Origin of the sequence: Herbiconiux oxytropis (assembly GCF_024979315.1) — a bacterium.
Lineage (GTDB): Bacteria > Actinomycetota > Actinomycetes > Actinomycetales > Microbacteriaceae > Herbiconiux > Herbiconiux oxytropis.
Map to the genome: position 1 here is coordinate 61,961 of NZ_JANLCK010000011.1, position 17,721 is coordinate 79,681.

14 protein-coding genes are annotated in these 17,721 nt (G+C 72.5%); 7 read left to right on the forward strand and 7 right to left on the reverse strand.

Annotated elements, in window-relative coordinates:
- The first annotated feature begins 88 nt into the window (after positions 1–88).
- The gene (locus N1028_RS16565) at positions 89–1,039 is read left to right on the forward strand and encodes a class I SAM-dependent methyltransferase (RefSeq protein WP_259530500.1); all 951 of its coding nucleotides are present in this window, start codon (positions 89–91) and stop codon (positions 1,037–1,039) included.
- 3 nt (positions 1,040–1,042) lie between these two features.
- On the opposite strand, the gene N1028_RS16570 is transcribed toward N1028_RS16565, so the two are convergent.
- A complete protein-coding gene (locus tag N1028_RS16570) occupies positions 1,043–2,107 on the reverse strand; it encodes a Gfo/Idh/MocA family protein (RefSeq protein ID WP_259530501.1) in 1,065 nt (354 codons plus the stop codon).
- A 38-nt stretch (positions 2,108–2,145) separates the two neighbouring features.
- Positions 2,146–2,868: a hypothetical protein gene (locus N1028_RS16575; RefSeq protein ID WP_259530502.1), complete on the reverse strand. Its 723-nt coding sequence runs from the start codon at positions 2,866–2,868 to the stop codon at positions 2,146–2,148.
- Positions 2,869–2,932: 64 nt separating this feature from the next.
- Between N1028_RS16575 and N1028_RS16580 the strand changes: the two genes are divergently transcribed.
- Positions 2,933–3,793: an HpcH/HpaI aldolase/citrate lyase family protein gene (locus N1028_RS16580; RefSeq protein ID WP_259530503.1), complete on the forward strand. Its 861-nt coding sequence runs from the start codon at positions 2,933–2,935 to the stop codon at positions 3,791–3,793.
- Positions 3,794–3,834: 41 nt separating this feature from the next.
- On the opposite strand, the gene N1028_RS16585 is transcribed toward N1028_RS16580, so the two are convergent.
- On the reverse strand, positions 3,835–6,489 hold the full coding sequence (locus N1028_RS16585) for a phosphoenolpyruvate carboxylase (RefSeq protein WP_259530542.1): 2,655 nt from the start codon (positions 6,487–6,489) through the stop codon (positions 3,835–3,837).
- 93 nt (positions 6,490–6,582) lie between these two features.
- On the opposite strand from N1028_RS16585, the gene N1028_RS16590 reads away from it, so the two are divergent.
- Positions 6,583–8,385 carry a DEAD/DEAH box helicase gene (locus N1028_RS16590; protein ID WP_259530504.1) on the forward strand — a complete coding sequence of 601 codons (1,803 nt, stop codon included), beginning with the start codon at positions 6,583–6,585 and terminating at the stop codon, positions 8,383–8,385.
- Positions 8,386–8,445: 60 nt separating this feature from the next.
- Positions 8,446–9,441: an isopenicillin N synthase family dioxygenase gene (locus tag N1028_RS16595; protein WP_259530505.1), complete on the forward strand. Its 996-nt coding sequence runs from the start codon at positions 8,446–8,448 to the stop codon at positions 9,439–9,441.
- Here N1028_RS16595 and N1028_RS16600 read toward each other — a convergent pair.
- On the reverse strand, positions 9,410–11,707 hold the full coding sequence (locus N1028_RS16600; RefSeq protein ID WP_259530506.1) for a heavy metal translocating P-type ATPase: 2,298 nt from the start codon (positions 11,705–11,707) through the stop codon (positions 9,410–9,412). The two genes, N1028_RS16595 and N1028_RS16600, sit on opposite strands and share 32 nt — an antisense overlap.
- Positions 11,707–11,928 (reverse strand): heavy-metal-associated domain-containing protein, encoded by a 222-nt coding sequence (locus N1028_RS16605; protein ID WP_310795613.1) that lies wholly within the window; start codon positions 11,926–11,928, stop codon positions 11,707–11,709. Before N1028_RS16605 ends, N1028_RS16600 begins: the two co-directional genes overlap by 1 nt.
- Before the next feature lie 187 nt (positions 11,929–12,115).
- On the opposite strand from N1028_RS16605, the gene N1028_RS16610 reads away from it, so the two are divergent.
- From N1028_RS16610 to N1028_RS16620, 3 genes are read left to right on the forward strand one after another with little or no spacing between them, the layout of a single operon-like run.
- A complete protein-coding gene (locus N1028_RS16610) occupies positions 12,116–13,558 on the forward strand; it encodes an aldehyde dehydrogenase family protein (RefSeq protein ID WP_259530507.1) in 1,443 nt (480 codons plus the stop codon).
- Positions 13,555–15,114, forward strand: a complete 1,560-nt coding sequence (locus N1028_RS16615) for a GMC family oxidoreductase (protein ID WP_259530508.1) — start codon at positions 13,555–13,557, stop codon at positions 15,112–15,114. Before N1028_RS16610 ends, N1028_RS16615 begins: the two co-directional genes overlap by 4 nt.
- Entirely contained in the window at positions 15,111–15,632 is a 522-nt protein-coding gene (locus N1028_RS16620) for a nuclear transport factor 2 family protein (RefSeq protein WP_259530509.1), read from the forward strand. Before N1028_RS16615 ends, N1028_RS16620 begins: the two co-directional genes overlap by 4 nt.
- Here N1028_RS16620 and N1028_RS16625 read toward each other — a convergent pair.
- Positions 15,595–17,259: a GMC family oxidoreductase gene (locus N1028_RS16625; protein ID WP_259530510.1), complete on the reverse strand. Its 1,665-nt coding sequence runs from the start codon at positions 17,257–17,259 to the stop codon at positions 15,595–15,597. The genes N1028_RS16620 and N1028_RS16625 overlap by 38 nt on opposite strands.
- Entirely contained in the window at positions 17,256–17,720 is a 465-nt protein-coding gene (locus N1028_RS16630) for a gluconate 2-dehydrogenase subunit 3 family protein (protein WP_259530511.1), read from the reverse strand. The genes N1028_RS16625 and N1028_RS16630 overlap by 4 nt, the downstream gene beginning before the upstream one ends.
- Position 17,721: the final 1 nt, after the last annotated feature.

Genomic DNA, 17,721 nt, shown 5'->3' on the forward strand with positions numbered 1-17,721 from the left:
GCGCCGCCTGGTTGCACGAAGCCGCCCATCCGGTGTGCCAGGATGGGGCCGTCCCATCGCGCTGGGCACCTCGACGGAAGGATCGCGCATGACCGAGGAGCACTCCGAGTTCGTGCAGCGACTCGCGGCGGCGCCGAGCATCGAGACGCTCCCGCCGATAGCCGACCCCGTGGCACGCGCCCCGCAGAACCCGCCGCGGCAGATCCAGGAGAAGTTCGTCGGCGCGAGCTATGCCACGGCCTACGCCGAGGCCGAGCGCTTCGTCGATGCCGCTTTCGACGCGTGGCCCGGTGGCCCCGATGCGCCTGACACCGACGAGCAGCTCGTGCTCGACTTCGGCTCCGGCTGGGGGCGCATCACCCGCATGCTGCTGCGCCGCTTCCGCGCCGATCAGGTGTGGTCGAGCGATGTCGACTCGGAGATGACGACGCTCCTGCACAGCACCCTCCCCGGCGTCAACGCGGTCACCAACGCCCCCTGGCCGCCCACCGTCTTCGCTCCGGCCCGATTCGACGCGGTCACCGCCTTCAGCGTCTTCTCCCACCTCTCCGAGGAGGCCCACCTGCAGTGGGCGGGCGAGTTCGCGCGCCTGGTGAAGCCCGGCGGCCGGGTCTACATCACCGTGCTCGAGGAGCAGTTCCTGACCCTCGTGGCCGGATCCCAGGCGGCGGTGGCGGCCGACGAGGCCGACGCGTTCGCCGTCAATCTCGCCCAGGTGGTGCCGGATGCGCTGGCCGCGCTCGAGACGGTGCGCCAGGGCGACTTCGTCTACGCGGGCGGCGGCGGAGACGACGACGGCCCCCGGGCCCGCTCGTTCTACGCCTGGGCCGTGGCACCGCGACCGTGGGTGGAGCGCATCTGGGGCGAGGCCGGGTTCTCGCTCGAGTCGTGGACCCCCACCGGGGTGCTGTTCGATCAGGCCATGGTGGTGCTGCAGCGCCGGCTGCCGGAGCCGCCAGTGGTCCCCGTGCACCGTCCGCTCGTGCGCCGTGTCGGCGGCCGCGTCAAGCGAGCACTGAAGCGCGCGCTCAAGCGCTAGCAGCTAGCGCGCCGAGCGGTGCGCCGCCTCGATGATGCGCAGCACGTGCTCGGCCTCGACCGGCAGCACGGGCAGTGCGGCCGTGGACGCATCGGATGCCGCGGTGAGCCCCGAGGCGAGCTCGCGGTAGAACGCGGCATGGCTGCCGCGCTCGATCGCGACCTCGCGCGCACCGCCGTCCGGGGTGCGCACGACGGCCGTCTGCGCCTCCGGGTCGAGTCCGTAGGCGGGATCGCCCGGCAGCATGCCCGCGAGAGCCTGCCGCTCCTGCGGATCCAGACCGTGCGTCTCGAGCACCGCGTCGGCGCCGACCACCCGGAACCTGGGCCTGTTCGCCGGCGAGACGGCGCTCATCCAGAGCCGTGACCGCACGCCGCCCTCGTGCTGCAGCGTCACGAACGAGTCGTCGTCGGCGAGGCCCCCTTGCCGGCGCACGTCGAGCTCGGCGTGCACACCGTGCTCGAGGTCGACCGGCCCGAACAGGCGAACGGCCTGGTCGATGAGGTGCGGACCGAGGTCGTAGAGGATGCCGCCGCCCTGCTCGGCCGTCACGCGATCCTTCCACTTGGCGCCGCGCTCGGGTCGGTAGAACTCGAACGCCGACTCGAACTGCCGCACCTCGCCGAGCTCGCCGCTCCCGATCAGCGCCTGCACGGTCAGGAAGTCGCCGTCCCAGCGGCGGTTCTGATAGACGGTGACGGCGCGGCCCACCTGCTCGGCGTGCGCGATCACCTCGAGGGCCTCCGCGGCGGTCAGCGCGAACGGCTTGTCGACCACCACGTCGAGACCGGCGTCGAGAGCGCGGTGCGCGAGCGCCGCATGCGTGTCGTTGGGGGTCGTGATCACCACGAGGTCGAGCTCGCTGGCGCGCGCGAACAGGGCGTCGGCATCCCGCACGACGACACCCTCGCCGTAGCGCTCAGCGGCCTCGGCCCCCCGCTCCGCGTCACCCGTCACGATCGCGACGAGCGCGTAGGCGGGGTCGGCGGCGATGAGCGGGGCGTGGAACACGCGGCCGCCGAGGCCGTAGCCGATGATCGCGGTGCGCAGCGGGGCTGAAGTCGTCATGCCCCCACGCTAGAGGATCCGGCTGTGCCGCTCTCTGGCTACTGGCCCCAGGCGTCGGCCGGGGCGGTCACCACGGGCACGGGCGAAGAGGACCAGTGGGCGCCGTTGGCGTAGTGGCTCGACGCCCAGGGCGAGGCCCAGATGGCTGCCTCGATCTGGGCGGTCGGCGCCGAGGCGTCGAACCCGGCGGTGATCTCCGAGTAGAGGGAGTTCTCCCGCAGCGCCTCGGCCGCGTTCTCCGCCGCCGTCACGAGGGTGTCGTAGCTGCCGAGCCCGCTCCCGCCGCCGGAGCCCCAGCCGTTGTTGAGCGGGTTGTTGCGCAGCCACCAGCTGTCAGGACCGTTCTCCTGGCGCATCCAGCGCAGCATCACCGTCACGTTCGACTCCGTCATCGGGAAGTCGCCGAAGTACATCACGAGCGTGGCCCAGGCGCGGTTGGTGCGCTCGCGCGCGATCGTGACGGCGCCGGGGGTGGCACCGTAGCCGTCGCGCAGGACGGCTCCCGCTGCGGCCTCCCCGGGCACCTGCAGCGTCTGCGTCGTACCGGCCCCCGCACCGGTCCCGATCACGGCTGCCGCCCCGGCATCGGCCCCCGCACCGGTGGACGATGCCGCGTATCCCGTGCCACCGCTCGCGACCGCGCCTGTCGTGGGCGGCGGGGCCAGCGCCGTGATGAGAGTCAGTCCGGCCACGGCCGAGACCGCGGCGGCCACCACCACGGTGGGGCGCCGGCGCGACGATCGGAGGAAGAGTGAGCTCATGGTCACCCTCCAGGGTACGCGGGCTCGCTCCGAAGCGTCCTCGCGATCTCGCTATCCTGGGGCGATGCCAGGCATCGCCGACGTCGTCACCGCCCTCTTCGTGCCGGGCGACCGGCCCGACCGCTTCGCGAAGGCCGCCGCATCCGGTGCCGATCTCGTGATCGTCGACCTCGAGGACGCCGTGGGCGACGGCGACAAGGCTGCGGCGCGCGAGCACGTGCGGAGCGCCCTGATCGGCAGCCCGCCGCTCGGGGCCGCCGTGCGCATCGACGGCACCTCGCCCGCCGACCTCGAGCTCGTGACCGGCATCGCCGAAAGCCCCGGCCACGGCCTCCTCGCCGTCGTGGTGCCCAAGGCCGCCGATCCGGATGCCCTCTCCCGCATCGCCCGGAGTGTGCCCGGCATCCCGCTGATCGCCCTCGTCGAGTCGGCCAGGGGTCTCGCGAACGCCCGCGCCCTCGCCGAGGTCGCGGGAGTGGAGCGCTTCGCCCTCGGCGCACTCGACCTCGCGGTCGACCTCGGGGTCGGCGCCGACCCCGGCTCCCCCGCCGCGCGCGAGGCGCTCCTCATCGCCCGGTCGACGCTCGTGCTCGAGAGCCGCCTGGCCGGGCTCGGGGCGCCGATCGACTCACCCGCCACCGACTTCCGCGATCCGCTCGTGGCCGAGGAGGACGCCCGGTACGCCGCAGGGCTCGGTTTCGGCGGCAAGCTCTGCATCCACCCGGCGCAGGTGCCCGCCGTCAGGCGGGGCTTCGCGCCCACCCCCGCGCAGCGTGCCTGGGCCCTCCGCGTGCTCGGGGCTCCGGATGCGGAGGCTGCCGCGTTCCAGCTCGACGGGCACATGGTCGACCTGCCCGTCGTGCTGCGCGCACGGCGCATCCTGGCCCACCCGGAGGCCCAACCGGAGGCACCGGCCGCCGACTGACCGCCTTGCGACGCCGCCGAGTCCCCGCGCGGCGGTACGCCTCAGCCGGTGTTCTGCAGCCCGGCCGCCACACCGTTCACGGCCAGCAGCAGCAGGCGATGGGGCGCGTCGTTCGGATCGGTGCTCGCCGAGGCCCGCACCGCGCGGAGAGCCCGCAGCTGCAGCAGCGACAGCGCGTCGACGTAGGGGCTCCGCAGACGCACGGCACGCTGCAGCACGGGCCGGCCGTCGAGGATCTCGGCGTGGCCGCTCGTCCGCTGCACCCACTCGCGCGTGAGTTCCATCTCCTCCTGCACGAGCGCGGTGAGGTCGGCGCGGTCGCCGAGGGCGAGGTAGCGCTCCGCGATCCGCGGGTCGGTCTTGGCGAGCGACATCTCGACGTTGTCGATCATCGCCTGGAACAGCGGCCAGCGGGAGTAGGCGTCGCGCAAGAGCTCCTGGTCGCCCACGGCGGCGAGCGCCGAGCCGAGACCGAACCAGCCGGTGAGGTTGATGCGCGCCTGGGTCCAGGCGAACACCCACGGAATGGCCCGGAGGTCCTCGAGCGACTCCACCGAGAGGCCGCGGCGAGCGGGGCGGGAGCCCAGTGCGAGCAGCCCCACCTCCTCCATGGGGGTGACCTGGGCGAACCAGGGTGCGAAGCCGTCGGCCTTCACGAGCTCGAAGAAGCGGGCGCGGGAGGCTTCGTCCATCGTGGCGGCCACCCCCGCGAAGTCGTCGGAGGCGCGGAGGTTGGCCTCCTCGTTCGACGGGCTCGAGGCCAGGAGCGTCGCCGCCGCCATCTGCTCGATGTGCCGGGCCGCGATCGTCTTGTCGCCGTACTGCGCGAAGATCACCTCGCCCTGCTCGGTGAGCTTGAAGCGGCCCTCGACCGATCCGGGCGGCTGAGCGAGCACGGCCTCGTTGGCGGGTCCGCCGCCACGGCCGAGCGCACCGCCGCGGCCGTGGAAGAGGGTCAGCTCGATGTCGTTCTCCTCAGCCCACCGCGCGATCCGCGACTGCGCCTCGTAGAGAGCCAGGGTGGCCGAGACGGGCCCCACGTCCTTCGAGGAGTCGGAGTAGCCGAGCATGACCTCGAGCTTCCGCCCGGTCTCGGCCAGGCGCGCCCGCACCTCGGGCAGCTCGATCATCTCGCTCAGGATGCGCGGGGCGGCCTGCAGGTCGTCGAACGTCTCGAAGAGGGGCACAGCGTCTAGCACGGGAGCAGCCTGGGCCGAACCGAGCGCGGCCTCGGCGAGCGCGTAGACCGTCTGCAGGTCGGCGGAGGACTGCGTGAACGACACGATGTAGCGCCGAGCCGCCGCGAGGCCGAAGCGCTCCTGGAGGTGCTTGATGGTGCGGTAGACCTCGAGCACCTCCTCGGTCATCTCGCTGAGCTCGCCGCCCGCGCGGATCTCCTCGAGCGCCTGCCGGTGCACCTTGGAGTGCTGGCGCACCTCGAGCTCGGCGAGGTGGAAGCCGAAGGTCTCGACCTGCCAGATGAGGCTCTGCAGCTCGCCGTGGGCGCTGCGGGCGGCGCCGCCGGCCCGGAGCGAGGCCTGCACGATGCGCAGGTCTTCGAGCAGCTCGGCCGGTCGCGCGTACGCGAGCGGGATCGCCGCGTCGGACTCCGCGGCACGGGTGGCGGCGATCCGGGCGGCGATCACGAGCAGCACCCGGCGGTGCGGCTCGTTCGGGGCCCGCGTGCCGATCTGGGAGGTCACGTGCGGCGCGAGCTCCTCCTGCCGCGCGGCGAGCGCGGTGAGCGCCTCGTCGGCGGGGGTGTCGGTGCCGTCGAGGGTGAGCGTGCGGCCGATCCGCTCGGCGACGTGCTCGAGGCCGAGCAGCACGTGCTGCGAGGCGATCCCGGCGGCGGCGCGCGTGACCTCGGCGGTCACGAACGGGTTGCCGTCGCGGTCGGCGCCGATCCAGCTGCCGAGCCTGAGGAACGCGGGGGCCTCGACGGGCGCCCTCCCCGCGTCCTGCGCGAGCAGCCAGTCGTCGAGCAGGCGGTAGACGCGGGGCACGGTCTGGAAGAGGGTCTGGTCGAAGATCGACATGGCGGTGCGCACCTCGTCGAGCGGAGTGGGCCGCGTGGTCCGGAGCGGCGACGTGCGCCACAGGCCGTCGATCTCCTCGAGCAGACGGCGCTCGCTCTCCAGGGCGCTGATGGAGCCGGCCACGGCCTGGTCGCGCTCGGCGAGCAGCTCACTCACCCGGCGGATGGCGGAGGCCACGGCCCGACGGCGCGCCTCGGTGGGGTGGGCGGTCAGCACGGGATGGAACCGGAGGGCCTTCAGGCGCGCGGCCGTCTCCTCCTGTCCGACCTCGCTCACGAGGCGCTCGAGGGCGGCCGGCAGCGAGTCGGGCCGCTCGGCATCCGGCCCCGCGGCGGCGCGGGCGCGCAGCACGCGCACACGGTGGTGCTCCTCGGCGAGGTTCGAGAGGTGGAAGTAGCACGTGAATGCGCGGGCGATCTGCTCGGCGCGCTCGTGGCTGAACGACTCCACGAGCGCCTCGGCGTCTTCGATGGAGGCATCCGAGTCGCGTTCGTAGGCGTGGATGACGAGGGCGCGGAGCCGCTCGACGTCGTGCAGCAGGCCGTCGCCCCCCGCCTCGACGAGCACGCGGCCGAGCAGGCCGCCGAGCAGTCGCACGTCGGAGCGCAACGCCTCGTCGACCTCCACGCTCACGCGGTGGCGGCTGTCGCCGGAGATTTCAGGGTGTACTTCGAACTCGTCGGTCACCCGTTCACGCTACCGGGAGCGCCCGACGCGGAAGAAATCCCCCGCACCGACTACCGTGGGAACATGGCTACAACCACCCCCACCGACTCGGGAGAGACAGAATCTCCCCGCGCCGAGACCACGTTCTCCGATCTCGGCCTCGCCGAAGGCGTCCTGAAGGCGCTCAAGGACGTGGGCTACGAGACCCCCTCGGCCATCCAGGCCGCCACCATCCCCGCTCTCCTGGCCGGCCGCGACGTCGTGGGCCTCGCCCAGACCGGCACAGGCAAGACCGCCGCGTTCGCGCTGCCCGTGCTCTCGCGGCTCGACCTCGCGCAGAAGACCCCGCAGGCCCTCGTGCTCGCCCCCACCCGTGAACTCGCGCTGCAGGTCTGCGAGGCGTTCGAGAAGTACGCGTCGCACCTGCGCGGCGTGCACGTGCTCCCCGTCTACGGCGGGCAGGGCTATGGCGTGCAGCTCTCGGCCCTCCGCCGCGGCGTGCACATCGTGGTCGGCACCCCCGGCCGCATCATGGACCACCTCGAGAAGGGCACGCTCGACCTCTCGGAGCTGAAGTACCTCGTGCTCGACGAGGCCGACGAGATGCTCAAGATGGGCTTCGCGGAGGATGTCGAGACGATCCTCGCCGGCACGCCCGACGACAAGCAGGTGGCCCTGTTCTCGGCCACCATGCCCGCGCAGATCCGCCGCATCTCGCAGAAGTACCTGCACGATCCCGAAGAGATCACGGTCAAGAACAAGACCACGACCTCGGTCAACACCACCCAGCGCTACCTGATCGTGTCGTACCCGCAGAAGGTCGACGCCCTCACCCGCATCCTCGAGGTCGAGAACTTCGAGGCGATGATCGTCTTCACCCGCACGAAGAACGAGACCGAGACGCTGGCCGAGAAGCTCCGCGCCCGCGGCTACACCGCCGCCGCCATCAACGGCGATGTCGTGCAGGCCCAGCGCGAGCGCACCGTCAACCAGCTGAAGTCGGGCAAGCTCGACATCCTCGTGGCCACCGACGTCGCGGCCCGCGGGCTCGACGTCGAGCGCATCAGCCACGTCGTGAACTTCGACCTGCCGATCGACACCGAGTCGTACGTGCACCGCATCGGGCGCACGGGCCGGGCGGGCCGCACCGGCGACGCGATCAGCTTCGTCACGCCCCGCGAGCGCCGGATGCTCACCTCGATCGAGAAGGCCACGCGCCAGCCGCTCACCGAGATGAAGCTGCCGAGCGTCGACGATGTGAACGCCACCCGGCTTACCCGCTTCGACGACGCCATCACAGCGGCACTCGCCGACCCCGAGCAGATCCAGCAGTTCCGCGACATCATCGCGCACTACGTCGATCACCACGATGCACCGGAATCGGATGTCGCGGCCGCGCTCGCCATCGTGTCGCAGGGCGACACCCCGCTGCTGCTCTCGCCCGAGGCCGAGCGCACGCAGCGCTTCGACCGGGATCGTCCCGAGCGCGGCGACCGACCGGATCGCGGCGACCGCTCCGATCGCGGCGGGCAGAACGGTGGCGCTCGCTCCTACGGTGACCGCGCCGATCGGCCTGAACGCCGTGAGCGCCCCTCCAGCGGACCCAAAGCCACCTACCGGATCGCGGTGGGCAAGCGCCAGCACGTCGAGCCCCGCCAGATCGTGGGCGCCCTCGCGAACGAGGGTGGCCTCCGACGTGAGGACTTCGGGGCCATCCAGATCCGCCCCGACTTCTCCCTCGTGGAGCTGCCGGTCGATCTCCCGGGCGACGTGCTGCAGCGGCTGGCCGACACCCGCATCAGCGGCAAGCTGATCGAGATCCGTCCCGACCGCCAGGGCAGCTCCGCCAAGCGCGAGGACCGGCCCCGCTGGAAGGCGCGCGACTGAGACCTGCGAGCGGGCGCCGTCCGGCAGCTCTGAGTGCGACACCGTGAGAAGGAGATCGGCATGACCACCCCGTCCATCCAGGTGCCCACGATCGACATCGACCGCGACCCCGTGCGCGTGGGCGCCGAGATCGACGAGACGCTGCGCTCGGTCGGCTTCTTCCAGATCGTCGGCCACGGCGTCCCCGATGTCGTGGCCGACCGCTGCTGGCAGCTCACGCGCGCCTACTTCGATCTGCCGCTCGAGGACAAGCTCGCCGTCGAGCGGCGCGAGGGCAGCCACTACGGCTACTTCCCGATCGCGGCGGAGTCGCTCGCGCAGTCGCTGGATGCGAAGGCGCCCGGCGACCTGAAGGAGTCGCTCAACGCCGGCCGCCCGCTGCCCGCCGGCCACCTCCCGGCCGACGCGGCCGAGGCCGCCCTCTTCGAGGCGCCCCGCTGGCCGGACGCGTCGCTCCCAGGCCTCCGCCCCGCCTGGGAGGCCTACCTGGCCGAGATGACGGTGCTCTCAGAGCGCCTCCTGTCGATCTTCGCGCTCGGCCTCGGACTCGACGCGGCCTACTTCGCCGACAAGGTCGATGTGGCCCCGGTGTCGCAGCGAGCGATCAACTACCCCGAGCAGGCCCTCCCGCCCGAGGCGGGCCAGCTCCGCGCCGGTGCCCACACCGACTACGGCACGCTCACGATCCTCCGCCAGGAGCTCGGCCGCGGAGGCCTCCAGGTGCACGACGGGGCCACGGACTCCTGGATCGACATCCCCTCCACCGATGGCGCGCTCGTGATCAACATCGGCGACCTGATGGCGCGCTGGACGAACGACCGCTGGACCTCGACCCTGCACCGCGTGGTCAACCCCGACGCCGGCTCGAGGATGTCGAACCGGCGCCAGAGCATGCCGTTCTTCCACAACGCCAACTACTCCCAGCTCGTGGAGTGCCTGCCTACGTGCGCGGGCCCGAACGGCGAGCTGCGCTACGAACCCGTGCTCGCGGGCCCCCACCTCGCGGCCAAGGCCGCGAAGGCCGTCAGCGGCGTGACTCGGTCGACCTCGCGCTGAAGCCGCGGAGCCGCAGGCTGTTCGTCACCACGAACACCGACGAGAGCGCCATGGCGGCTCCCGCCAGCAGCGGGTTGAGAAGCCCCAGCATGGCCACGGGGATCGCCGCGACGTTGTAGGCGAAGGCCCAGAACAGGTTGCCCTTGATCACTCCGAGGGTGCGTCGCGCGAGCCGCACGGCATCGGCGGCGGCCCCGAGGTCCTCGCGCATCACGGTGATGTCGGCGGCTGCGATGGCGGCGTCGGTGCCGCTGCCGAGCGCGATCCCGAGGTCGGCGGCGGCGAGTGCCGCGGCGTCGTTCACGCCGTCGCCCACCATCGCCACCACGCGGCCCTCGGCCTGCAGCTCGCGCACGGCGTCGAGCTTGCCCTGCGGGGTCACTCCGGCGCGCACGTCGTCGATGCCCACGGCGGCGCCCACGGCGGCCGCCGCTCCGGGGTTGTCGCCCGTGAGGAGCACGGGGCGCAGGCCCAGCCGCACGAACTCCGCGACGGCAGCGGCGCTCGACTCCTTGACGGTGTCACCCACCACGAGCACGCCGGCGGCAGTGCCGTCCCAGCCCACGGCCACAGCGGTGCGGCCCTCACGCTCGGCGGCCTCGACCGCGGCGGCGAGCTCGTCGTCGAGGCGGATGCCCCACTCGGCGGCGAGCCACGACGGCCGCCCGGCCACCACGAGCCGCTCCCCCACGATCGCCTGCACGCCGCTGCCTCCGGCCGAGCGGAAGTCGCTCACCGGGTCGACGGGTGCAGAACCCGGTGCCGAGGCGCCCGCGCCCGCCACGATCGCCCGCGCGATCGGGTGCTCGCTCCCCGCCTCGACGGCGGCGGCCACGCGCACGAGCTCCGAAGCGTCGACGCCCGCGGCGGGCACCGTGCGGTGCAGCGTCATCCGCCCCGTCGTGACCGTGCCGGTCTTGTCGAGCACGATCGTGTCGACGCGACGCGTCTGCTCAAGCACCTGAGGGCCCCGGATGAGGATGCCCAGCTGCGAACCCCGCCCCGTGCCCACGAGCAGCGCGGTGGGCGTCGCGAGCCCGAGCGCGCAGGGGCAGGCGATGATGAGCGTCGCCACCGCCGCGGTGAACGCGGCCTCCACCGATCCGCCGAACACGAGCCACAACCCGAACGCCACGAGCGCGAGCCCGATCACCACCGGCACGAACACGCCCGAGATGCGGTCGGCGAGCCGCTGCACCTCGGCCTTGCCGGTCTGGGCCTCCTCCACGAGACGTCCTAGCCGCGCGAGCTCGGTGTCGGCCCCCGTCCGTGTGACCTCCACCACGAGCCGTCCGCCCACGTTGAGGCTCGCGCCCACCACGCGGTCGCCGGCGCCCACCTCCACGGGGGCCGACTCACCGGTGAGCATGCTCAGGTCGACGGCGGATGCGCCCTCCCGCACGAGCCCGTCGGTCGCGATCTTCTCGCCCGGTCGCACCACGAAGAGGTCGCCGGGGGCCAGCGCACCGACCGGGATCCGTTCCTCGCGACCCTCGCGCAGCACCGCGGCGTCCTTCGCCCCGAGTTCGAGCAGGGCGCGCAGGGCCGCGCCCGAGTCGCGCTTGGCCTTCAGTTCGATGTACCGGCCGGCGAGGATGAACACGGTCACCGCCGCCGCGACCTCGAGGTAGAGCTCGTCGCCGTGCCCGGAGGCGAACAGGCTGAAGCCCATCCGCATCCCCGCCTCTCCGGCGGTGCCGAAGAACAGCGCCCAGAGCGACCAGCCGAACGCGGCCAGCACGCCCACGCTGATGAGAGTGTCCATCGTGGCGGCTCCGTGCCGGAGATTGACCCAGGCCGCGCGGTGGAAGGGCCAGGCGCCCCAGACCGCCACGGGAGCCGCGAGGGTGAGTGCGAGCCACTGCCAGTTCGTGAACTGCAGAGCCGGCACCATCGACAGCACGACCACGGGCAGCGCGAGCACGGTCGAGACGATGAGGCGGTGGCGGAGGCTCGTCGCTGCCGCGTCGTCGGCCCCGGATCGCCCGGAGCCGTCGCCCGAGGACCCGTCACCCGAAGACCCGTCGTCGCGACTCACGGGCGGTGCCGGCACCGTGGCCGTGTAGCCCGCGGACTCCACCACCGCGATCAGCTCGGGCGCACCCAGCGCGCTGTCGGCCACGGCGGCATCGATCTGCACCCGCGCCTTCTCGGTGGCGTAGTTGACACTCGCCTCCACGCCGGGGAGCTTGTTGAGCTTGCGCTCGATCCGGTTGGCGCACGACGCGCAGGTCATGCCGCCGATCTCGAGCTCGACACCCGCCATCAGGACTGCACGACCCGGTAGCCGGCCTCCTCCACGGCGGCCTCGACGGCATCGTCGGCCACCGGTGATCCCGGATCGGCCGGCCGCACCGTCACGACCGACGATCCGCCGACCACGAGCCGCACGTCGACCCCTGCGACGCCGGGCACCGCCGACACCTCCTCCGTCACGCTCGCCACGCAGTGAGCGCACGTCATCCCCTGCACCAGGTAGTCGGTCATGTCGATCCTCTCGTCCTCTCTCGCAACCATACCCCTCCAGGGTATATTCCGGATCACGACGGGATTCTTCCCCGTTCCTGCCGAGGAAGTTCCCGCCGAAACACCGTTTGACGACGCCCCGGCACCTTCCTAGCGTCGAGAGCAGCGTCGCATCGGCGCGAGCGTTCAACGAGGAGGTCGGCGCTCGATGGAGAAGCTGCTCACGGAGACAACCGTCCGCGCGTTCGGGCACTGGTACGGCGGCCGGGAGCACGATCCCGCGTCCGGTTCGTGGCTCGACTCGTGCGATCCCCTCACGGGCGAGACGGTGGCGAGGATCGCCGCGGGCACCGCCACCGACGTCGATCGCGCCGTCGAGGCCGCGAGTGGGGCGGCACCGGCCTGGGCCGCCTGCTCCCCCGCCGAGCGCAGCGCCCACCTGCGCGCCGTGGCCGCCGCCTGGCTCCTCGAGGCCGAGCATCTGATCGACCTCGAGATCGCCGAGAGCGGCAAGCCCCGCGCCGGCGCCTCGATGGAGATCCACGGTGTCGCCGAGTACCTCGACTACTACGCCGGCGTCATTCGCGCCGTGCACGGCCAGACCGTCGACCTCGGCCCCGATCAGCACGTCTACTCGGTGCGCGAGCCGTTCGGCACGATCGGCATCATCACGCCGTGGAACGCCCCCGTCTACTCCGGCATCCGCGGCATCGCCCCGGCGCTCGGCGCGGGCAACGCGGTCGTGGTGAAGCCCTCCGAGTTCACCTCCACCACCACGCTCTCGCTGGCCCGCATCGCGACCTCGGCAGGACTGCCCGACGGCGTGCTCAACGTGGTCACGGGCGAGGGCCCGGCGGTCGGCGAGGCGCTGGTGCGGCATCCGGGGGTGGGCAAGGTGAGCTTCACGGGCTCGGTCGTCACGGGCCGCCGCGTCGCCACGGTGGCCGGAGAGCACCTCACGCCCGTGGTGCTGGAGCTCGGCGGCAAGTCGCCGAACATCGTCTTCGCCGACGCCGATCTCGACGCCGCCGCCGAGGGGGTCGTGCTGGGCTTCACCGCCAACAGCGGGCAGGTCTGCGCGGCCGGCACGCGCGTGCTCGTCGAGGCCTCGATCCGCGACGAGTTCGCCGGCCGCCTCCGCGAGCGCCTCGCGGGCGACGGGTTCGAGGGGCTGGGGCCCATCATCACCCCGGCCCAGTTCGAGAAGGTCTCGGACTATCTCCGCATCGGGATCGAGGAGGGCGCGACCATCCTCACGGGCGAGGCGGTCGAGGAGCTCACCTCGGCCGGCCAGCGCGTGCGCCCCACGGTGCTCGACGGCGCCGACAACGAGATGCGCACCTCGCGCGAGGAGATCTTCGGCCCCGTCGCCTCCCTCATCCCCTTCGCCGACGAGGAGGAGGCGGTGCGGATCGCCAACGACAGCGAGTACGGCCTCGTCTCGGGCCTCTGGACCAAGGACATCGACCGGGCGTTCCGGGTGGCCGCGCGGCTGGAGACCGGTCAGGTCTACGTGAACCAGTTCGGCACGCTCGACGTGGAGACCCCGTTCGGCGGCAGGAAGAACAGCGGCTACGGGCGGGAGAAGGGCCTCGCTGCGCTCGAGGAGTTCAGCCAGCTCAAGAGCGTCATGATCCGGATCGCGCGGTGACGGCCGACTACGTCGTCATCGGCAGCGGATCGTCGGGGGCCGTGATCGCCCGCGGCCTCGTCGACGCCGGATGCTCCGTGGTGCTCGTCGAGGCCGGCCGGATGGACGACAACCCCGACATCCACGACCCGCACCGGCTGTTCGCCCTGGGCGGCAGCGACGACGACTACCGGTACCTCACCGCGCCGCAGGAGCACCTGGGCGGCCGCCGGGTGCCATGGGCCCGCGGCAAGGTGCTCGGCGGGTCGAGCTCGATCAACGGCATGATCCACGTGCGCGGCTTCCACGGCGACTACGACCACTGGGCCTACCTCGGCAACCACGGCTGGGACTGGGAGTCGGTGCTGCCGTACTTCCTGCGGAGCGAGGACTCCGATCTCGGCCCGAGCGAGTGGCACGGCTCGGGCGGGCTCTGGCCCGTGCGCACGACGTACGACCCGAGCCCCCTGCACCGGGCGTTCGTCGACTCCGCGGTCGCGGCCGGCGTGCCCGAGAACCCCGACTACAACGGCGCCGAGATCCTGGGCGCCAACCTCGTGCAGTTCTCCGTCGATGCCGAGGGCCGCCGCGCGAGCACCGCGCGTTCGTTCCTCTACGACGTGCTCGAGAACCCGCGGCTCACCCTCCTCACGAGCACGCGCGCCCGCCGCCTGGTCGTGGAGGGCGGCCGCTGCACGGGAGTGGAGGTCGACACCACCGGCCCCGGCGGCGCCAGGAGCACGCGGGTCATCGAGGCCTCCCGCGAGGTGATCGTCTCCGCGGGCGCCATCGACTCCCCGCGGCTTCTAATGCTCTCGGGCATCGGCGACCGCGCCGAGCTCACCGCCCTCGGGATCGACGTCGTCGCGCACTCCCCCGGAGTGGGCAAGAACCTCAGCGACCACCTGCTCGTGCCGCTCATCTTCACGATCGACGGGGCACCACCGTGGGGCGCCCCCGGCATCCCGGCTCAGGGCAGTCAGCTGTTCTGGAAGAGCCGGCCCGACCTGTTCGCACCCGACCTGCAGCCGTTGGTCTTCTCGGTGCCCATCTACGGGCCCGATCTCGACGGGCCGGCGGAGGCGTTCACGATCGCCCCCGGCATCATCAGGCCGGCGAGCGTGGGATCGATCCGCCTCTCCGACGCGGATCCGGACGCCGAGGCGATCCTCGACCCCGAGTACTTCAGCGCCAGGGCCGACATGGACGCGATGCTCGCCGCCGTCGACCTCTGCCGCCGCATCGCCGCCACCGGCCCCCTCCGCGAGGCGTGGCACGCCGAGGAGCTGCACCCGGGCCCCGGTGTCACGGGAGCCGCACTCGAGCGGTACATCCAGGAGCAGGTGTGGTCGTACTGGCACCCCGTGGGCACCTGCCGGATGGGCATCGACACGCGCGCGGTCGTCGACCCCGAGCTGCGCGTGCACGGCGTCGCCGGCCTCCGCGTGGCCGACGCCTCGATCATGCCCGCCGTGCCCTCGGGCAACACCTCCGCGCCCTGCGTGATGATCGGCGAGAAGGCCGCAGACCTCATCCTCAGCACCATCCGCACCGAGATCGAAGGAGCCCTCGCATGACCGACAGCCGCACGGAACCGATCCGCCCAGAACCGACCCGCCTCGGCGGCCCGAGCCTGGAGGACCGCGTCGCCATCGACGACCTCTACAACGAGTACCTCTGGGCGCTCGACACGGGCGACACCCAGGGCTGGCTCGACACCTTCACCGAGGATGCCGAGGCCTGGGAGGACCAGCCCGACGGCAGCACCTGGAAGATGACGGGCAAGGAGGCTCTCCGGGCCCTGATCGAGAAGTACCACGGCGACCCCGGCTTCCCCGGGCACCAGCACCGCGAGGGCACGCGGATCTTCCGTGCCGACCCGGAGGGCCGCCCCGACCACTGGGTGGTGAAGTCCTACACCTTCGCCACGACGTTCGACGTGCAGTCGCACACCGCCACGCTCTACTGGGCGGGCTACTACCGCGACGTCGTGGTCAAGCGCGGCGGCGAGTGGAAGCTGCTGCGGCGCTGGATCGCGCCCTGGAAGGGCGAGGTGCTCAGCGCGTTCCAGGAACGCCGTCCCACCGCCGACTGATCCCCGAGCGATCGAGCAGAGACCGGCTCCACTGATCGCGGGTGGCGATCATGTGGTCGGCCGCCCGCAGTGCGACGGCCTGCACGGTGTTCGTGGGGTTGACCGTTCCCCCCGCGGGCATCGTGCTGCCGTCGACGATGTAGAGGTTCTCGACGTCGTGCGCCCGGTTGCGGGCGTCGACCACGGAGTCGCGCGGGTCGTCCCCCATCCGCGCCGTGCCGAGCAGGTGCCAGCCGTGGGGTGACTCCAGGCCGAACGAGCGCACCGAGTCGGCGCCGGCGGCGCGGGCGAGCTCGGTGGCGCGAGCCAGGCCGGTCTCCATCATGCGCCGCGAGTTCTCCGACATCGTGTACTCGGTGATCACCCCGGGCAGGCCCCAGGCATCGAGGTTCCCGTGGTCGAGCCGCACGTGGTTGCGCTCCTCGGCCGCGTCGTCGCCGCAGACCCACAGCACCGCCTCGTGGTTGAGGTGCGTCTCGAGGGCGCGGTGGTGGCCCGCACCCCACGGCGCCGTCTGCAGCGCGGTGTCGAGCGGATTGAAGCCGCGCATGGCCGTGATGATGAACCCGCGCCGGAAGTCGTTCGCCGGGTCGGTCTCGTAGAAGTGCCGCGTCGTCGCGGTCGCTCCCCACGGCCCGTGATCAGCGTCGGTGCGCTCGGCGAAGTGCGCCACGACCGAGATCTGCGGATGGATCATGAGGCCGCGGCCCACGGCACCGCTGGAGTTGGCGAGACCGTGGGGATGCTCGGGCGAGGCCGACATGAGCAGCAGCCGCGGGGTGCCGAGCCCGTTGCCGGCGACCACCACGAGATCGGCGGTCGCCTGCCGCAGCTCGCCTGCCGCGTCGTAGTACTCCACTCCCGTCGCCCGCCCGTCGGCGCCGACCGTCACGCGCCGCACTCGCGCCCGCGTCTCGAGCCGGGCCCCCGCGGCGAGCGCCTCCGGCCAGTACGTGGTGCCGGGCACCGCGAGCGCCCCCGTGGGGCAGCCCGCGGTGCAGAAGCCGCGGTTGGAGCAGGCGGGCCGGCCGCGGTAGTCGCGCGAGGCGATGGCGAGGTGCTGCACCCACCAGTACCAGCCGAGCTCCTCGAAGCCCGCGATCCAGCGGTGGCCCATCGCACCCATCGACACCGGCGGCAGGGGCGGCACCGAGGTGCACGGATGCGTGGGGTCGCCGGCCGCGCCCGACATCCCCATCTGCGCCTCGTTGATCTCGTAGTAGGGCTCGAGCTCCTCGTAGCCGAAGGGCCAGTCGCGGCCGAAGCCGTCGGTGCGGTGAGTGGCGAAGTCCGACGGCGAGAAGCGCCAGAACGCACCGCCCCAGCCCACCGCGCTGCCGCCCACCGCCGAATAGACGTAGGTGTTCACGGGGTTCGCGCCCCGGTTGTCCACGGGGTAGTCGAACGGTCCGCGCCGGAGTGCCGGGTTCGGGTTCCACTCGTGCCGGCTCCGCACCGCCCAGTCCTGATGCGATTTCGGCAGGTCCTCCTCCGTCAGCCAGTCGCCCTGCTCGAGGCAGAGCACATCGACCCCGGCGCGCGCGAGCGACCACGCCACGCACGCGCCGGACGCGCCCGCTCCGATCACGAGCACCTCGGCGCGGGGGCCGTCCGGCTCCGCCGTCACCGCACCACCGGGCGGTACGACGGCGGGAGCCTCCGCACCCGGTCGAGCAGCCGTTCGTCGAAGGGCGCGAGAGGCATGCCGGTGAGCGGCCGCGCGGCGTCGAAGCCCGTGCGCTCGCGGGTGACCGCCTCGACCAGGGGGTCGGTGTAGTAGCCCTCGCAGGCGAGTTCATAGAGCATCCGGAAGCCGCTGGACCAGCCGGGCTGGGCCTCGACATCGCCGAGCACCGCATCCCGCACCGGTACCGGCAGCCACGCGAACAGCCCGCCACGCCTGGCCGCGAGCCCCGAGACCCCCTGCAGCACCGCGGCCACGGCGGCGCCCCGGTCGCCGCCATCCGCGATGGCCTGCTCCACGAACCGCACCGCGACCGTCGATCCGCCGGGCGGCCAGTGACCGTCGCCCGGGATCAACCGGTCCACGACGGCCCCGATGAGTCCGCCACCGTGTGCGCCGCTCATC

What these genes read in the sequence shown, in the direction of transcription:
- N1028_RS16620 (WP_259530509.1), top strand. Translation starts at nt 15,111, where the DNA reads ATGACCGACAGCCGCACGGAACCGATCCGCCCAGAACCGACCCGCCTC.
- N1028_RS16570 (WP_259530501.1), bottom strand. Translation starts at nt 2,107, where the DNA reads ATGACGACTTCAGCCCCGCTGCGCACCGCGATCATCGGCTACGGCCTC.
- N1028_RS16600 (WP_259530506.1), bottom strand. Translation starts at nt 11,707, where the DNA reads ATGGCGGGTGTCGAGCTCGAGATCGGCGGCATGACCTGCGCGTCGTGC.
- N1028_RS16605 (WP_310795613.1), bottom strand. Translation starts at nt 11,928, where the DNA reads ATGACCGACTACCTGGTGCAGGGGATGACGTGCGCTCACTGCGTGGCG.
- N1028_RS16575 (WP_259530502.1), bottom strand. Translation starts at nt 2,868, where the DNA reads ATGAGCTCACTCTTCCTCCGATCGTCGCGCCGGCGCCCCACCGTGGTG.
- N1028_RS16580 (WP_259530503.1), top strand. Translation starts at nt 2,933, where the DNA reads ATGCCAGGCATCGCCGACGTCGTCACCGCCCTCTTCGTGCCGGGCGAC.
- N1028_RS16565 (WP_259530500.1), top strand. Translation starts at nt 89, where the DNA reads ATGACCGAGGAGCACTCCGAGTTCGTGCAGCGACTCGCGGCGGCGCCG.
- N1028_RS16590 (WP_259530504.1), top strand. Translation starts at nt 6,583, where the DNA reads ATGGCTACAACCACCCCCACCGACTCGGGAGAGACAGAATCTCCCCGC.
- N1028_RS16595 (WP_259530505.1), top strand. Translation starts at nt 8,446, where the DNA reads ATGACCACCCCGTCCATCCAGGTGCCCACGATCGACATCGACCGCGAC.
- N1028_RS16630 (WP_259530511.1), bottom strand. Translation starts at nt 17,720, where the DNA reads ATGAGCGGCGCACACGGTGGCGGACTCATCGGGGCCGTCGTGGACCGG.
- N1028_RS16610 (WP_259530507.1), top strand. Translation starts at nt 12,116, where the DNA reads ATGGAGAAGCTGCTCACGGAGACAACCGTCCGCGCGTTCGGGCACTGG.